This window comes from Microbulbifer agarilyticus (genome assembly GCF_001999945.1).
GTDB lineage: Bacteria > Pseudomonadota > Gammaproteobacteria > Pseudomonadales > Cellvibrionaceae > Microbulbifer > Microbulbifer agarilyticus_A.
In genome coordinates this window covers 1,994,539-2,010,114 of the sequence record NZ_CP019650.1, presented here as the reverse complement: position 1 = coordinate 2,010,114, position 15,576 = coordinate 1,994,539, and the positions used below count along the sequence as shown (strand labels likewise).

Sequence of the window (15,576 nt, the reverse complement as noted above, 5' to 3'; positions counted from 1 at the left end):
TGGGATTTTTTGGAGAATAGATCAGTATTGGCCGAGTAAAAACTCTTCGCCGTTACTTTTTAGCCAGAGCTGGCAGAGCTTGGCAGGAGGCTCGCTCGGCTGACGCGGCTCAGCCCAGTCGATCAATTGATAGTAAACGTCTCTGGACATACGCCCTTCAAGCCCGTCGCGGACTTCTATATAGGGTATTGGTTGAGATGGCTCACCATAAGGCTTCAGCAGAAGTGGGTGCATTTTGTCTAAAGGAAGCACATCACCGGTATTCGTAGTGAGCAATATCTGCGCACAATCACCATCCTCTTCCCGCGCGGCCTGCGTAATCAAAAAAGGCACATCTTCCACAACGATGCGCCATTTCTCCACCGGGGTGATCAGGAAATAATCTTCACCCTCTTTTTTAAGGATGCTCGCAAACAGCTTTACTAGCGGTTGGCGCTCAATTTCAGTTCCTTCATGAATCCAGTGACCATCGGCCTTGATGATCATATCCATATCGCCGCAAAGGTCCGGGTTCCAGGAGGATACCGGAGGATATCCCTGGAACTCGTCCTGTAACTTTTGCAGCTGCTGGAATAATGGCTCAGCCAAAACTGCTGCCCGGGGTACTTGGGGTATTTTGCGCAACGCCGGCAGGCTGATCTGATTCCTGGTGGCGGCGACTGGAAATGTCACCGATATGTACACCGACGTCCATGATGAACTCCATCAATCCCTCGCGATCTTCGATAACGTCGGAGAACGACTTGGAGTGATACAGTTCAACCGCACCCTGCACCAGGGCCCAGTACGTGGAATAGTAGAAATAGGCAGGTACCTGTTTAAGTACTCCCTGCTCCATGCGGCGTTCAAAGACGCGGTTTAGTGCGGACGCGTTGGAGTTACGCAGCGCATGAAGCTCGGCGATCATTTCTGGCGCCAAATTCAACGCTATGATCTTTTCTTCAAGACGCTGGAACAGACGATCGCGCGCCGGATCCGCCATACGGGACTCAAAATAGGCGCGCGCCGGGGCAGTAATATCGCCCTGCTCCGCCGTTGCCACGGCGCTTTTTAAACGCTCGGTGAGAGACTTTTCATAGTCCATCAGCAGGCGCATATAGATCTCGGTCTTGGAGATAAAGTGCTTGTAAATGGTGCCCTTGCCAATGTCGACGCGTTCAGCAATCTGCTCAACTGTCACCTTCTCTTCACCATGCTCGAGCAACAGCTCCAGCGCTGCGTCCAGGATACGCTGCTCGCGCGCACGGAACCGCTGAACCTTCTCTTTTGCCTTATCCATACTTCCGACCTTAACTGTCCGTAAACTTGGAGACTGAAATTGACTATTCATTCATGAATGATAGGCAATTCCCCCAGCTTGGAAAAGCTATTCCACTCATCTGGGAAGCACATCGCGCCCTATCGCACCCAATAAATGAACGATTTTGAAGCATTGTTCCCATAGCATCCCTGCCAGCAGGACAATTTCCCGCCAACATAGACCGCAGCTTCAGTGCGCCGCCCCTATATTGACTCTAGTCGGTCAGCTCCGAAATGGTCACTTTTCACACGAATCCTGATGACTATTTAGTAGATTTTCACGCCAACCGCTCGCGTGCCACAACATTCAAAATAGGTTTTGGCGGTTCCACTCCAGTATGGCGTTCTTTCCCGCAAAATAAACTATTGCACACAAAATCATATTTAGATAAGTTAAATATGCTTCTGTACGCAAAATAATATTTTGGCAATTTAGGGGAACAACGATGCAAACTTCCAGGAAGGTTTTGGCACTCGCTATAGCTGCGGCGGCTAGCCACAGTACTCTCGCCGAGTCACAACCCACAGAGAAACCCGATGACTCACAGGCAGAAACGGCAATAGAGCAAGTGGTTGTTACGGGTTCAAGAATTCAACGGTCTACTTTCGATACTCCCTCACCTACATCAGTGATCGACAAAGAATCGATCAAAATGACCGGTGAATTAAATTTGAATGAAGTGTTGTCTACCATGCCGCAGTTCGGTGAGGGCTTCGACTCTACTAGTGGTAGCTATTCCTTCGGAAACTCCGGACTGAATGCGCTGGACCTGCGCAACTTGGGCGTAATTCGAACACTGGCTCTGGTCAACGGACACCGCCCGGTTCAGATCACCAGTGACAGCAACATTATGATTTCCGAGATCGGAATGATCCCCTCCGAACTGGTAGAGCGTGTCGAAGTGCTCACCGGTGGCGCATCTGCCGTGTACGGGGCTGACGCGGTAGCCGGCGTTGTGAACTTTATCCTGAAAGACAATTATGAAGGGATAAACGTACGCACCCAGATGGGCACCTCCGAAGAAGGTGGTGGAGAAACCAGCGCACTCACGGTTACCTTTGGCGAGAACTTCCATGATAACCGTGGGAATTTCGCTTTTTCCCTTGATTACTTCGAGCAGGAACCCCTGCACTATCGCGACCGAAAAAGCGCGGCTGGGCGGACACGCTATATACCCAATCCGGAAAACACCGGCCCAGAAGACGGCATCCCGGATTTCATCATCCACAACAATATTACTTACCCAGATTTCAACATCAGCGGCAACACATTTGGCGTCTGGAATTCGGAACTGGGTGGTACCGACTGGTTCCAGCTGGATGGCGACCAGGCACAATTGCGCACCCCAGCATCCGCAATTATGCAAGGCTGGATGGTGACCGATGGTAGTGGCTATGATCCTAATGCATACAATTTTGCTCGGAGTCCATTTGAGCGCCTGAACGGGTATAGCCGTGCTAGCTATGAGCTGACCGACACCCTGCGCCTTTCTGCAGACGTGATGTACTCGAAAACCGAATCTTACGATGAGATCGACCCCGACTTCATTTGGAGTGCGTGGACTACCGTTGAAGACCTCGAAGCGAACAGCATCGCCATTCCATCAGGCGTCCAGCAAGTACTTGCGGATTATGGCGATAATTGGCTGGAGATCCCCTACACTTTTTCCACGGCGGGACCACGTTGGCATAACACTGAGCGTGAATATGCTGCAGTCAGCGTTAGCCTCGAGGGCGAATTCGCCAATGGTTGGAGCTGGGATACTTACCTAAACAGTGGTTTCACCGACTCTGTTCTTACTCGCGGCAATAACATTCGTTACGATCGTATAGACACCAGTACGTTTAGTATTATCGGGCCTTGTGAGGAAACTGGGAATTGCCCAGAGTTTTCCCCGTTTACTCCCGCCTCGCAAGAAGTCATCGACTACCTCATGGTCACCCATGACACAACTACAGAAGTGCAGCAACACGCTTTCGCCGCAAACCTTACCGGTGCCTTGTTTGAACTGCCAGCGGGTACAGTACAGTTCGGCGCAGGTATTGAAACCCGTTACGAAAATTTGAATTACCAGCCATCCGAATTATGGGCCTCCGGTATTTTAAGTTCCCAGAAAACCCCGATCGATGACGTCAGCCGCACAGTTCACGAGGCCTACGGTGAACTACTGGTACCTTTGCTGGCCGACCTGCCTTTGGTGCAAAGCCTGGAATTTGAAGCCGCAATAAGGGGAGCAGAATACTCAACGGAAGCGGCCAACTTTACCAGCTGGAAAAGCGGCCTAAACTGGGCGCTGAACGATAGTGTTCGATTCCGCACGGTATATTCAAAAGCAGTTCGCGCACCTCAGCTCGGTGAAATGTACTTGGGTACAAGCATTGGCTACAGCGACCTGACAGACCCCTGCGACTCCGACGAAATAGACGGTGGTCCCAGCGATGGTCGTCGCGCAGCGAACTGTGCGGCCCTGGGCATTGCCCCCGACTGGGATTCAAACCTCAAGGGACAACGTGGCCGTGTCATATCTGAAGGCAACCAGGACCTCAAGGAAGAAGATGCAACAAGCTTCACAGCTGGTTTTGTCTTTACACCCAGCTTCATCGAAGACCTCAATGTCTCTATCGACTACTACGACATCGACCTCAGTGACATGATTGCGCGCTTTGGCGCAAACAACACAATGTCTTTATGTGTCGATTCAGAAACCATCAATAATGATTTCTGTAATCAGATTGTTCGCGCCGCTGATGGCGATGTCGTGTCGGTGCGGGATACCTTTATCAACGCAGATGGTTCCCGTCGTACCGGAATCGATATCGAAGCGGATTATCAATTTAGCCTCGCAGATCTAACGGGACTGCCCGGTGACCTCCGCCTGAACCTGGTGGCCACGCGTCAACTGGAAAGCTCCTACTCCTCCACCGACAACCTTACCGGAAAACTAGAAACAATTGACTATGTTGGCGAATACGATGTACCCAAGTGGAAAGGCGATCTTACAACCAGCTATTCATTGAACGACTTTTCGATGCGTCTTACCACGAAGTACACCCAGGCAGGGCCTATTGACCTGGATGGACGCGCAGAACGTTATCAAAACAACATCGTCCCGGACTCTTTGTACTTCAACCTATGGACAGGCTATCAGGTCACGGAGTCGACACAGGCCTACCTCGGCATCAACAACCTAACCGACAAACGCTGGACCGACCATCCATACACCTCGTACGGCTCAAATAACTATTCTCTGTTAGGTCGTTACATGTACGCTGGTGTTTATCTCAACTTCTAGATCAAGTTAGAAAATGTGACGTGGCCCTTGAGATTGCGGTTCATCGCAAGGGCTATTCAATGATTTCTCCTGAGGTACCCTGCAGAGAGAGTGGAGCTCTCTGGTTTTTGCGCCGCTCTGCGGCGCTTTTTTATTGGGGCATTGGGAAGCTGATGGGATAATTCTGAGATTTGAAACGCGTTAAAAGCGATCCACCGAAAATACTGACAGGTCCAACTCTGCCTTCCGACCTTCCATATGATCCGCAATGAGTTCCGCCGTAATCGCCGCTTGGGTCAAACCTAAATGTTGATGACCAAAAGCGAACAGCTGACGACTATTGCTTGGCGAAGCGCCAATAACCGGCAAGGAATCCGGTAGTGAGGGACGAAACCCCATCCAGCGACTCGCCCGCTGGTTTGTCAGCCCGGGGATAATCGATCGGGCATGCTGAAACAGAATATCCGCTCGGCGGGGATCTTCGGGAGCCTCAAGCCCCGCTAACTCTACCGTCCCCGCAAGGCGTAGGCCCTCCTCCATTGGAGTCATGACAAACGACCGCTCAAAGGACACCATCGGGCGCGTCAAAACACAACCCGTATCCGGCAACATCAGGTGATAACCGCGCTCAGAATCCAGGGGCACGGAGTACCCCAAGTGTCGCACCAGAGACCGCGACCAGGCGCCTGCAGCGATCACAACCTTCCGCGCCTGCAAAGTTGTGCCGTCTTGTAAAGTGATAGCGGTATCACCATTTGCAAGCGTCCGAACCCCTGCTACAGCGCGCTGAGAAAACTCGCCTCCGATGGATCGAAACTTCGTAAAAATTGACTGCACCAGTCGATATGGATTTACCGTATGCGCTGTTTTTGGGAAAAATAGTCCACCCGCAACCTTATCACTTAACGCGGGCTCAAGAGTCCGAATTTCCTCTCCATTCAGACTTTCTACTTCAACACCAAATTCGCGTAATTGCACAACTTGCGATCGATTCTTTTCAATTGACGCGGACGATTCGTAGACGGTAAGTGCACCCTCTTTGGTCATCAGTTCCTGCAACCCCAAACGGTTCAGCAGGCGATCATAACTTTCGATAGACCGGCTGTTTAACGCGCGTAGGCTGTCACAGGATCGTCTGACATTCCCAGGGAGAGCAGCGACCGCAAAACGTGTCAACCATGGCAACATTCTGGGAAAGTACTGCCAGCGAATTGATAGAGGCCCCAACGGATCTGCCAATAGCTTCGGCAAGGACATGATTGTCTGCAGATTCGCCAGGGGCATCACCACATCAGTGGCAAAATGCCCCGCATTACCGTAAGAACAACCACGGCCAGGTTCTTCTTTATCTAACAGTAATACCTGGTGCCCCCGCTGTTGTAGCTGCTCGGCAATGGTTACCCCAATGATGCCGGCACCGATCACTGCGGTTTCACATGTCGAATTCATACATTTCAGCCTACTCATCAGATAGTTCACCTACACCATAGGGTCTGCATCGGGCACGAAATGCGGCTATACCGAGGCCGCAGAAAAATCTATTGAAGGGCTTCCATCGCCCTTTCGAGCGAGCAATGCCTCAAATGCGTCGCGGCTCTGGTTTTCGACGCGATTTTCATGCATGAGCACACAATCCTCCACACGTACCCCGCCGTATTTGCGAAACTCATCCACTTTATCCCAGTTCACCCGGCTACTATGTTTGCTTCTAGACAGTTCACCAAGCAGCATATCCATAAAATAGATTCCCGGTTCAATGGTCAATGCCTGACCAGCTTCAAGCTTGCGAGCCAGGCGCAAGAATGGCGCCCGCGGATCACGCTTTTCCGCCTGACTTCGGGGCGCCATCTGGTAGCCGCCGACATCATGCACCTGCAATCCGATAAAGTGCCCAAGACCACAGGGAAAAAACACATTTGTGACCCCTTCGGTAACCATTTTATGCGGCGCCATATCAACGAACCCATGACGCTGCAGTATCTCTGCGATCAATAAATGGGACTGCCAGTGGAATTCCGCAAACTCTTTGCCAATCTCCAACATGTTTACCAATGACCTTTGTGCGTGATCCAGGTCATGTAGCAACTCCGCGTAGACGCCGTCTCGGTAGGCATAACTACGAGTGATATCACTGGCATACCCTGCAAAACTTGCGCCCGCATCGATGACGAGGGAGTGGATATCCTTTACAGCTAACCCATGGCGATCGGCGCCGTGATAGTGCAAAACGGAACCATGGCTGTTCATTGCCACAATGTTTGTATACGGTAACTCCACTTCCAGCACACCGGCACCTTGCAAGTACGCATGGTGGATATCCAGCTCACTGCCTCCGGAAGTAAATGCATCCCTTGCAGACAAGTGCCCTGCCGCGGCAATGCGATTCGCCCGTCGCAAACACTCCGCCTCGTACCGAGTTTTATAAGCCCGGTAATAGTGAAGCTCGTCTAGCAGTTTGGCGGGGTTGATATTCTCTTCCGCCAACCCGGGAATCATACACGCCTCTTCACCGATAAACGCACAGTGACCCAAGTCCCTACCGAGCGCCCTTATCCCGTCTTCAACCTGAGCTACCAACTCAATTTCAAAATGCGTCGCCCAATAGCCCTCTGGATCAGCAGGCGTTTTATGCCAATAGTCCTCGGGCTGAAAGTAGATCAACCGAGGCGGCTGCCCAACACGGAAATCCACAAAGCAATGGGGATGCTCCAACAATGGCAACCAGTATTTGAAATGTGGATTTACCTTAAATGGATAGTGGTTGTCGTCGCAAAACGGAAGTCTTTGCACACCCGAGTGAATCAACAGCCGCGAATATCCCGCAGCCTCCATGGCTTCGCTGTGGCGCCGGGCCAGAATTTCAAGGTGCTCTTCATATAGTGCAGCAAGCGTCATCGGCAAACTCCAAAGTCCCTCTAATGCATTTATCGACGTTCATTCTGGCCAGCGACACACCATCGTTGAGCCGTCGGCCCGATGGGCAAATATTTGTTGACAGGCCACAAAAACTTTATTTATTGTACACAATAACAAATAAAGGAGAAGCGCTTTTTACCTATAGGAGCTAGTAGGAGCTAGTGGGAGCTAGGAGCAGGAGCGCAACATCTTATGCATCAATGCACAACGGACATGCAGCAAGCAGCAGCAATCAATAGAGGAAGTCTCATGCAGATTAATTGGAGCGGCGTATTCCCAGCAGCCACGACACAATTCAATGCCGACGAAAGTGTCAACATCGCGGCCACACTGGCTCATTTGGACGTGATGCTGGATGCGGGTATCAATGGACTGGTGATGCTTGGGACTGTGGGCGAAAACTGCTCACTAAACCAAAGCGAAAAGATAGAAGTGCTCGCCGCAACCGTTAAGCATGTTGACGGGCGCGTACCAGTACTTACTGGCGTATCGGAATACACCACCACTCAGGCACGGGCATTTGCGCGCGACGCGCAACGCGCGGGTGTTGATGGACTGATGGTGTTACCGCCGATGTCGTATAAAGCGGATGCGACTGAAATCGTGACCCACATCCGTGGTGTAGCAGACGCGACAGACTTACCCGTAATGGTCTACAACAACCCGGCCTGCTATGGCGTAGACGTTTCCGCCGAGGCTGTAGCAGACCTTTCAAAGATCCCCAACATCGTGGCAGTAAAAGAAGCCTCTGATGACCCGCGGCGCCTAACCGATATCGCGAACCTAGTGAGTGAGGATTTTGTACTGTTTTGCGGCGTCGACGATCTGGCCCTTGAAAGTATTGCACTCGGCGCGCACGGTTGGATCTCTGGCTTGGTAAACGCTTTTCCTCAGGAAAACCGCTTGATGTGGGACCTTGCGACTAGTGGCAATTTCGAAGAGGCACGCAAGGTTTACCGCTGGTACACCCCCCTACTGCACCTGGATACCAAACCCAAATTGGTTCAATACATAAAGCTAGCTGTCCAGGAATGCGGATTCGGTAGCGAATTCTGCCGCAATCCTCGCCTGAATATTGTTGGTGAAGAACGTAAAGAGGTGTTGGAAATTATCCGCACTGCGATCGCGAATCGCCCCACTATCCGGTAATGCCCATGAGCGGAGAATTTGCGATGTACACAGCACCAGTACTGATTGCGGGCGAGTGGTGTCAGGCGGCCGAATCGGGCCGCTTTCATCCGGTGAACCCGTCAACCCGTGAGCAACTCTCGCAGGCCTACCCTGTCTCAAGCTGGCATGACTGTGATACTGCACTGGATGCAGCGGTCCTTGCCGCCGAGCAGCTGAATGCCTGCCCGGCGTCAGCAAGAGCACAGTTTCTCGAGCACTTTGCAGATCTCATCGAAGCGGATGCTAAATCCATCTGCGCCTTGGCAGCAGAAGAAACTGGGTTGCCCATACATCCGCGCCTACTTGAGGTAGAGCTACCGCGGACGACAAACCAACTGCGCCAAGCGGCAAGAGCTGCAGCCGATGGTTCTTGGGCACGCGCAACCATAGACACCAGCGCGAATATTCGCAGCATCCACCGTGCAATAGGCCCAGTCGTAATATTTGGTCCAAACAATTTCCCGCTGGCATTCAATGGTGTCTCCGGAGGAGACTTTGCCGCGGCGATCGCAGCCGGCAACCCGGTAATCGCTAAAGCACACTCTGCGCACCCCGGCACCAGCCAGTTACTTGCAAGGCTGGCACACCAGGCATTACAGGCCAGCGGCCTGCCAACGAGCACAATACAAGTACTTTACGCCACAAGCCGTGCTGACGGTTTAAAACTGGTCAGCGATCCACGTACCGGCGCCGTGGCATTTACCGGCTCGCGCTCTGCGGGTCTCACACTAAAGCAAGCCGCCGATGAGGTGGGCACACCGATTTATGTTGAACTCTCGAGTATCAACCCGGTAATCATGCTGGCGGGCGCATTGCGGGAAAATAGCGCAGCGCTTGCCGAGGAATTTGCCAACAGTTGCCTGATGGGTACCGGACAATTCTGTACAAGCCCTGGTTTGTTAATACTTCCGGAGGGTGCCGATACAACGGTATTCATGCAACACAGCGCAGACCTATTTGACAGCAAGCCCATAGGCACACTCCTAAGTGAGGATACTGAAGCCAACCTACGCCAGACAACGCAAGAATTAATTGCCAGTGGCGCTAAGGTCCTGACAAAGAACCTTAACTGCGACCCAGCACGATTTTGCCGTCCCAACACCCTTCTTGCTATTACGGGCAAGGAATTCTTGTTGCAAGCCAACCGCTATCAAGCGGAAGCCTTCGGGAATACCGCACTCATCGTGGTTAGCAAAAGTACCGAGGAAACATGCCAAATCATAAATAGCCTGGAAGGTAATCTCACCGGCAGTATCTACTCCGCAATCGATAGCAGTGACGATACTGACTACAACCAGGTGGAACCGATCTTACGCGCACGCGTTGGCCGCTTGCTAAACGACAAGATGCCGACCGGTGTGGCAATCTCACCTGCAATGAACCATGGCGGGCCCTTCCCCGCCTCTGGGCATCCAGGATTTACCGCTGTAGGCATCCCTGCGTCGCTCATACGCTTCAGTAAATTGCACTGTTATGACAATGTGCGTAACAATCGCTTACCCGCATTGCTGCAAGACGACAATCCCACTGGGGCCTGGCGACTAATTAATGAAGAATGGAGCCAGTCGGCACTATAAACATCACAAGAAACCGCAAAAATAAAAATCAGGTGGAGAAAGTTGTGATCGAAATCGATAGTCCAGTTACGGAGCCAATTAAGGACCTCTCGATCGACCAAGTTATCGAGGTGGTCGACTCCCATACCGGTGGCGAACCTACTCGAGTTATTGTCGCCGGTGGCCCGAATTTGGGAACGGGCAGTATGGCTGAGCGCCTAAGCCTGTTTCGAGAGCATTTCGACTACCTTCGCTCCGCCCTCATTCGGGAACCACGGGGATCGGATGTACTAGTAGGCGCCATCGTGTGCAAACCAAAAAACCCTGCAAGCACTGCCGGGGTGATCTTTTTCAACAACGTCGGCTATCTGGGTATGTGTGGCCATGGCACCATCGGCCTAGCGGTCACCCTTGCCCGCAAAGGTTTGATCACACCAGGGAAACACGAACTGGAGACCCCCGTAGGCAATGTCTCCTTTGTCCTGCATAACAACCACCGGGTAAGCGTCGACAATGTCGCCAGCTATCGATATCGCAAAGACGTATCCGTAGAAGTGGATGGCCTGGGGACGGTAACCGGTGACATCGCCTGGGGGGGGAACTGGTTTTTCCTGGTCGGGAATCATGGACAGGAAATCACCGTGGATAATGCCGAGCGGTTGACGGACTACTGCCATAGGGTTCGTGAGGCCCTTGTTGCACACGGAATCGCCGGTGAGAATGGTCATGAGATCGATCATATCGAGCTTTTCTCACCACCTACCAATCCGGAGCAAGCCGACAGCAAAAACTTTGTCCTCTGCCCTGGCAACGCCTATGACCGCTCTCCTTGCGGAACCGGAACCAGTGCGAAACTGGCGTGCCTGTACGCTGATGGCAAGATTAAAGAAGGTGACGTATGGCGGCAGGAAAGTGTGATCGGTAGTATTTTCGAGGGTCGTATAAGGGCGCTACCGGACTCGACATATGAACAAGGGAAAGTGATTCCCACAATCACCGGCAGCGCTTACATCAGTGCGGAATCCCGCGTCATTATTGACCCCGAAGACCCTTTCGCACACGGCATAGGATAAGTGCTACGCCGTCTGTTTATCGTTGAGAAATTCAATCATCCTGGATACGGCTTCACGCTGCTCACGAATGTGCGCGCTCAATGCGTTACGCGCCCCCTTCCAATCTTTAGCTAGCAGGCACTCCACGATCTCGCAGTGTTCTTGCGCCATTTCTCGCTTTACCTCTTCGTCAATAACCGCATAGTTGAAGAGTGCGTTGTAAAACGGGCTATAGCGCTGGAAGAACTCCTGGATGTAGCGGTTGCCACAACGCTCGATCCAGTAATCGTGTAAATCAAAATCCAATTGCGATTCAGTGTTTCCGCGCCCGGGATGGTTAGCCTTGAGTAATTGTCGCAGCTCGTCCTCGGTAAAGTGTTCACGTGCAAGATCCAGTGCTTTCAGTTCCAACATCTCGCGGATATCGAGGTAATTGTGCATATCCTGCTCGCTGAAAGGGTGAACCCGCCAGCCACAACGTGGCACATGCTCGATTAGGCCAGCACCAGCCAGTCGAGAGAAAATCTGTCGGACGACCGTTCGGCCCGCACCATACTGCTCCGCAGTGGCTTGCTCCCGCAAATATTCAGTATCTTGCTTAAGACTGCGCGCAATCACATCTTCACGAATGTCATCGTACAGCTTGTGGTCGGTGGCATCCGCTTGAGGAGCCTCTAGCTTGACCCCTTTCAACACTTCCGGCCGCGCTTCGAGTCGACCATTGTCTTTGCGGAGTATTACCCCCTCTTCCACCAATTCATCTACCGCATGACGCACTGGCGTCAAGCTGACCTTGTAGTGCTCCGACATGGCGCCTAAAGTCAATTTGTACGGCAGGCTACCTTGCGCTTGAAGAACAGCTTTTACATCGGATTTGATATATTCAGTAATGGTCATCTAGCCAACACTTGCTATCATTTTCTCCCCACCCTAACGGCTAAACGACTATTTAGCAGGGGTTTCGGGGTGAAATTTTACAAAGGACAGGCAGTATCGCCCATGTTAGAAAAGCTGAGCAAGCTCCTTGACGTCGAGCAACTCGACACCAACCTGTTCCGCAGCCAGGAACACGTGGAAAATTACCGTAAGGTTCTCTTCGGAGGCCAGGTATTAGGCCAAGCACTAATGGCGGCTACGCGGACCGTAGAAGACCGCCTACCACACTCTTTGCATGCGTACTTCCTGCGCCCCGGTTCCAGTGAAATGCCGGTAATCTACGATGTAGACCCGATTCGCGATGGTGGCAGCTTTACGACCCGCCGTGTCGTGGCCCGCCAAAAGGGCAAGGCCATTTTCAATATGTCTTGCTCCTTCCAAATCGATGAACCCGGGTTTGATCATCAGATAGACATGCCAACAGATGGCGTGATCCCCCCAGAAAAGCTGAAAAACACCCAACGACTGGCCGAAGAAGCAGGCATGAACGACCCGGCCCACAACCAGCGTCGCTTTATGGTGGACTTCCGTCCGGTGGACCCAATGAGCTATTTTGGCGCCGGTGTACGCGAGCCCCGCTGCATGTTCTGGTTCAAGGTGGATAGCGAGCTGTCGGACGATCCGATCGAACACCGCAGCGCACTGTGTTACGCCTCCGACATGGCACTGCTGGGCACCAGCCTGCAGCCGCACCCCATCAGCCTGTTTGACCCGAATATGATGCCGGCGAGCCTGGACCACGCCATGTGGTTCCACCGTCACTTCCGGGCCGACGAGTGGCTGCTGTACGTGACCGATAGTCCCTCGGCGAGTGGTGCTCGCGGCTATTGCCGTGGCCAGATCTTTACCCGGGACGGTCGCTTGGTTGCATCCACCACCCAGGAAGGCCTGATTCGCAAGATCGACCGCTGAGCCACAACACACAAACCTGCCGCGCGCGACAATCGCGGCAGGTTCGTAAATTTAATGAAATCAGTGGTTTACAGGTCGTGACCGGCTGTTATAATGCCGCCCGCTTCGCAAGGAAGCATGAGCAATTTGCTCGACCTAGTCGGTGAGTAGCGCAGCCTGGTAGCGCACTTCGTTCGGGACGAAGGGGTCGGAGGTTCGAATCCTCTCTCACCGACCATTTTCCCTCCTACGCCTTCTCATTTTTACGTTTCACTGATTGAGCCAGAATCTGCGGCACTGATACCCTTGTTTGTGGTCACAGACACCAGATTTAACCATTCGACATGGGTTTGAGCTCTACCAGTGCGTTTATATTTACGATTTCTCCTGATCTTCACCGCCCTCACCTTTTCGGTTAGCGCCAATGCCAAAGGCGTGAACTATTACGATGTGCGCTATAAAGCGGCACTCAATCCTGAAACCGGTATGGCCGACGTCACCATCACGCTCGCTGGCGAAGAACTACCCAGCAAACTGACGCTGCACCTGAAGCCCGAGCGTCACCACAACATCCGCGGCGACGATGACATCGAGATGGATGGGGACAAAGCGGTATGGACGCCCAAGGGGGAGTCCGCCAGCATTCAATACCAGTTCGTTATCGATCAAAAGAAGGGTTCCGGGCACTACGATTCGCGCATTACCGAAGACTGGGCGATTTTCCGTTCCGACAAGTTAATCCCCCCGATATCGGTCCGCGCCCCGGAGAGGCTTCACTCCCGCGCCACCCTGGAAATCACTGCACCGGATAACTGGCGTAGCCTCGCGCCCTATGCAATCGATGAAGCGGGTATCTTTCTTCTGAAAGATGACGGGCGCCGGTTCGTGCGCCCGAAAGGCTGGATGATCGCGGGCGATGTGGGCAGCCGACAGGAATTTATCGACGGGACAGATACGGTTGTTGCGGGCCCACGGGGCAAAAGCATTCGCCGGCAAGACACCCTCTCCTTTCTCAACTGGACACTGCCAGAACTCAAAAAAGTATTTCCATTGTTTCCCGATAGACTGCTTATCGTAATGGCACCCGACCCCATGTGGCGCGGCGGCCTCTCCGGCACTCGCTCCTTATTTATCCATTCGGACCGCCCACTTATATCCGGGAACCGGACCAGTAGTTTGCTGCATGAACTGATCCACGTTGGTACCGGCATTCGCGGCGATAAAGAGAGCGACTGGATAGTGGAAGGGATTGCGGAGTACTACTCGCTACAAACATTGCGCCGTACAGGCGGGATTAGCGAACGACGCTATCAGGAAACCATGGAGAAACTCGCCACTTGGGGTGAGAAATCTCCCAACCTCCTGGTAAAGCGCTCCTCCGGCCCCATTACCGCGCGCGCTGCGGTGGTGCTGCAAGAAATTGACCTGTATATCCAGGAAGCCAGCGAAGGCGAAAACAGCCTCGATGATGTGGTTACCGCGTTGGCCGCTGATCGTGGAGAAGTCACCCTGGAGAGATTCCGCAAGCTTGCAGAGGAAGCGGCGGGCAGTGAAATCCCACAGCTGGACCGCGCATTTCTTTCAGGCAAAAAAAAGCCCTGACGACGGGGGGGGGAGAGCGTCAGGGCCAAGACCATTAGGAGTGAAACTTGGAGGATTTCATCCTTACAACACACGGGGCACCTGTATGGAGGAAGGTGCCCGGCCGGCACTACTAAACACGACTTGGGGGGAGATGTGTGCTAGCCAGCTACTCTCAGTATTAGTCAGGTCGGCAGGATTGCCAGCATGATTCCGGGTTCGTTTAGAACAATTCGCGATAGCAAAACTCCCTTCATTCTGACTAGTTATTACGCGGCCCCTGACAGCCCTCGCGATCACTTTTTGTACGCTGGCGAGAAGTTGGAGAAATTGCCTTGACTAATCCTTCGCAAACCATAGAATAGCGCCCTCTTACACGCCCTGAGGCGCGTAAGTATCAGAAAATGCTGGGATTTTTGGCGATCATCCGCTAAACTCCGCGACGTTTTCATCGCTTGATGCGACACCTATGGCTAGGTGGCAGAGTGGTCATGCAGCGGACTGCAACTCCGTGTACGCCGGTTCGATTCCGACCCTAGCCTCCATATTTTTGGTCAGCCTATTCAGGCTTACCACCATCACTGGCCAACAAACGAGCCAGCTGATCATCCACTGGCCCGGGTGGTGGAATTGGTAGACACAAGGGATTTAAAATCCCTCGACTTCTGGTCGTGCGGGTTCAAGTCCCGCCCCGGGCACCACTCCTCCCCCCTCGCGCACTGATTCTATACGTAAATTCCCGACGCCACTCACCCAATTCCTGACTGGGTTATCGGTATAGCTCGCGCTGCTGCGCCGAAACACCCCCGCACAACTACACTCAAGAGCAAACGATCGAACGTGAGTGTGCGCTGTGACAAGACATTACCCAACCTCTAGTTTTCACAATCTCCAACCAACTGC

The 15,576-nt window shown here is 52.8% G+C and carries 11 protein-coding genes and 3 tRNA genes; 9 read left to right on the top strand and 5 right to left on the bottom strand.

Going from position 1 to position 15,576, the window contains the following annotated elements; genetic code table 11:
* Window positions 1-21: 21 nt before the first annotated feature.
* Window positions 22-588, bottom strand: a complete 567-nt coding sequence (locus Mag101_RS08135; protein WP_077403289.1) for a DUF1285 domain-containing protein — start codon at window positions 586-588, stop codon at window positions 22-24.
* Window positions 581-1,279 (bottom strand): TetR/AcrR family transcriptional regulator, encoded by a 699-nt coding sequence (locus tag Mag101_RS08130; protein WP_077403286.1) that lies wholly within the window; start codon window positions 1,277-1,279, stop codon window positions 581-583. Before Mag101_RS08130 ends, Mag101_RS08135 begins: the two co-directional genes overlap by 8 nt.
* A 466-nt stretch (window positions 1,280-1,745) precedes the next feature.
* On the opposite strand from Mag101_RS08130, the gene Mag101_RS08125 reads away from it, so the two are divergent.
* Window positions 1,746-4,592, top strand: a complete 2,847-nt coding sequence (locus Mag101_RS08125; RefSeq protein ID WP_077403283.1) for a TonB-dependent receptor plug domain-containing protein — start codon at window positions 1,746-1,748, stop codon at window positions 4,590-4,592.
* A gap of 180 nt (window positions 4,593-4,772) precedes the next feature.
* On the opposite strand, the gene Mag101_RS08120 is transcribed toward Mag101_RS08125, so the two are convergent.
* Both Mag101_RS08120 and pepQ read right to left on the bottom strand, forming a co-directional pair.
* Window positions 4,773-6,038 (bottom strand): NAD(P)/FAD-dependent oxidoreductase, encoded by a 1,266-nt coding sequence (locus Mag101_RS08120; RefSeq protein WP_077403280.1) that lies wholly within the window; start codon window positions 6,036-6,038, stop codon window positions 4,773-4,775.
* A 48-nt stretch (window positions 6,039-6,086) separates the two neighbouring features.
* Window positions 6,087-7,466 carry a Xaa-Pro dipeptidase gene (gene pepQ, locus Mag101_RS08115; protein WP_077403277.1) on the bottom strand — a complete coding sequence of 460 codons (1,380 nt, stop codon included), beginning with the start codon at window positions 7,464-7,466 and terminating at the stop codon, window positions 6,087-6,089.
* A gap of 270 nt (window positions 7,467-7,736) precedes the next feature.
* Here pepQ and Mag101_RS08110 point away from each other — a divergent pair, with 270 nt between their 5' ends.
* From Mag101_RS08110 to Mag101_RS08100, 3 genes are read left to right on the top strand one after another with little or no spacing between them, the layout of a single operon-like run.
* Window positions 7,737-8,636, top strand: a complete 900-nt coding sequence (locus tag Mag101_RS08110) for a dihydrodipicolinate synthase family protein (protein WP_077403274.1) — start codon at window positions 7,737-7,739, stop codon at window positions 8,634-8,636.
* 5 nt (window positions 8,637-8,641) lie between these two features.
* Window positions 8,642-10,234 carry an aldehyde dehydrogenase (NADP(+)) gene (locus Mag101_RS08105; protein WP_198040136.1) on the top strand — a complete coding sequence of 531 codons (1,593 nt, stop codon included), beginning with the start codon at window positions 8,642-8,644 and terminating at the stop codon, window positions 10,232-10,234.
* 44 nt (window positions 10,235-10,278) lie between these two features.
* The gene (locus tag Mag101_RS08100; protein WP_198040135.1) at window positions 10,279-11,286 is read left to right on the top strand and encodes a proline racemase family protein; all 1,008 of its coding nucleotides are present in this window, start codon (window positions 10,279-10,281) and stop codon (window positions 11,284-11,286) included.
* Between the two features lie 3 nt (window positions 11,287-11,289).
* On the opposite strand, the gene Mag101_RS08095 is transcribed toward Mag101_RS08100, so the two are convergent.
* Window positions 11,290-12,162: a GntR family transcriptional regulator gene (locus Mag101_RS08095; RefSeq protein ID WP_077403268.1), complete on the bottom strand. Its 873-nt coding sequence runs from the start codon at window positions 12,160-12,162 to the stop codon at window positions 11,290-11,292.
* Window positions 12,163-12,264: 102 nt separating this feature from the next.
* Between Mag101_RS08095 and Mag101_RS08090 the strand changes: the two genes are divergently transcribed.
* The 5 genes from Mag101_RS08090 to Mag101_RS08070 all read left to right on the top strand — a co-directional run bounded on the left by Mag101_RS08090 (window position 12,265) and on the right by Mag101_RS08070 (window position 15,374).
* Window positions 12,265-13,113 (top strand): acyl-CoA thioesterase, encoded by an 849-nt coding sequence (locus Mag101_RS08090; protein WP_077403266.1) that lies wholly within the window; start codon window positions 12,265-12,267, stop codon window positions 13,111-13,113.
* Window positions 13,114-13,253: 140 nt separating this feature from the next.
* A tRNA-Pro gene (locus tag Mag101_RS08085) sits at window positions 13,254-13,330 on the top strand.
* Between the two features lie 125 nt (window positions 13,331-13,455).
* A complete protein-coding gene (locus Mag101_RS08080; protein WP_077403263.1) occupies window positions 13,456-14,694 on the top strand; it encodes a hypothetical protein in 1,239 nt (412 codons plus the stop codon).
* 450 nt (window positions 14,695-15,144) lie between these two features.
* A tRNA-Cys gene (locus Mag101_RS08075) sits at window positions 15,145-15,218 on the top strand.
* Between the two features lie 70 nt (window positions 15,219-15,288).
* Window positions 15,289-15,374: transfer RNA gene (locus Mag101_RS08070), tRNA-Leu, on the top strand.
* Window positions 15,375-15,576 lie beyond the last annotated feature (202 nt).

What these genes read in the sequence shown, in the direction of transcription:
- Mag101_RS08095 (WP_077403268.1), bottom strand. Translation starts at nt 12,162, where the DNA reads ATGACCATTACTGAATATATCAAATCCGATGTAAAAGCTGTTCTTCAA.
- pepQ (WP_077403277.1), bottom strand. Translation starts at nt 7,466, where the DNA reads ATGACGCTTGCTGCACTATATGAAGAGCACCTTGAAATTCTGGCCCGG.
- Mag101_RS08120 (WP_077403280.1), bottom strand. Translation starts at nt 6,038, where the DNA reads ATGAGTAGGCTGAAATGTATGAATTCGACATGTGAAACCGCAGTGATC.
- Mag101_RS08130 (WP_077403286.1), bottom strand. Translation starts at nt 1,279, where the DNA reads ATGGATAAGGCAAAAGAGAAGGTTCAGCGGTTCCGTGCGCGCGAGCAG.
- Mag101_RS08110 (WP_077403274.1), top strand. Translation starts at nt 7,737, where the DNA reads ATGCAGATTAATTGGAGCGGCGTATTCCCAGCAGCCACGACACAATTC.
- Mag101_RS08105 (WP_198040136.1), top strand. Translation starts at nt 8,642, where the DNA reads ATGAGCGGAGAATTTGCGATGTACACAGCACCAGTACTGATTGCGGGC.
- Mag101_RS08090 (WP_077403266.1), top strand. Translation starts at nt 12,265, where the DNA reads ATGTTAGAAAAGCTGAGCAAGCTCCTTGACGTCGAGCAACTCGACACC.
- Mag101_RS08125 (WP_077403283.1), top strand. Translation starts at nt 1,746, where the DNA reads ATGCAAACTTCCAGGAAGGTTTTGGCACTCGCTATAGCTGCGGCGGCT.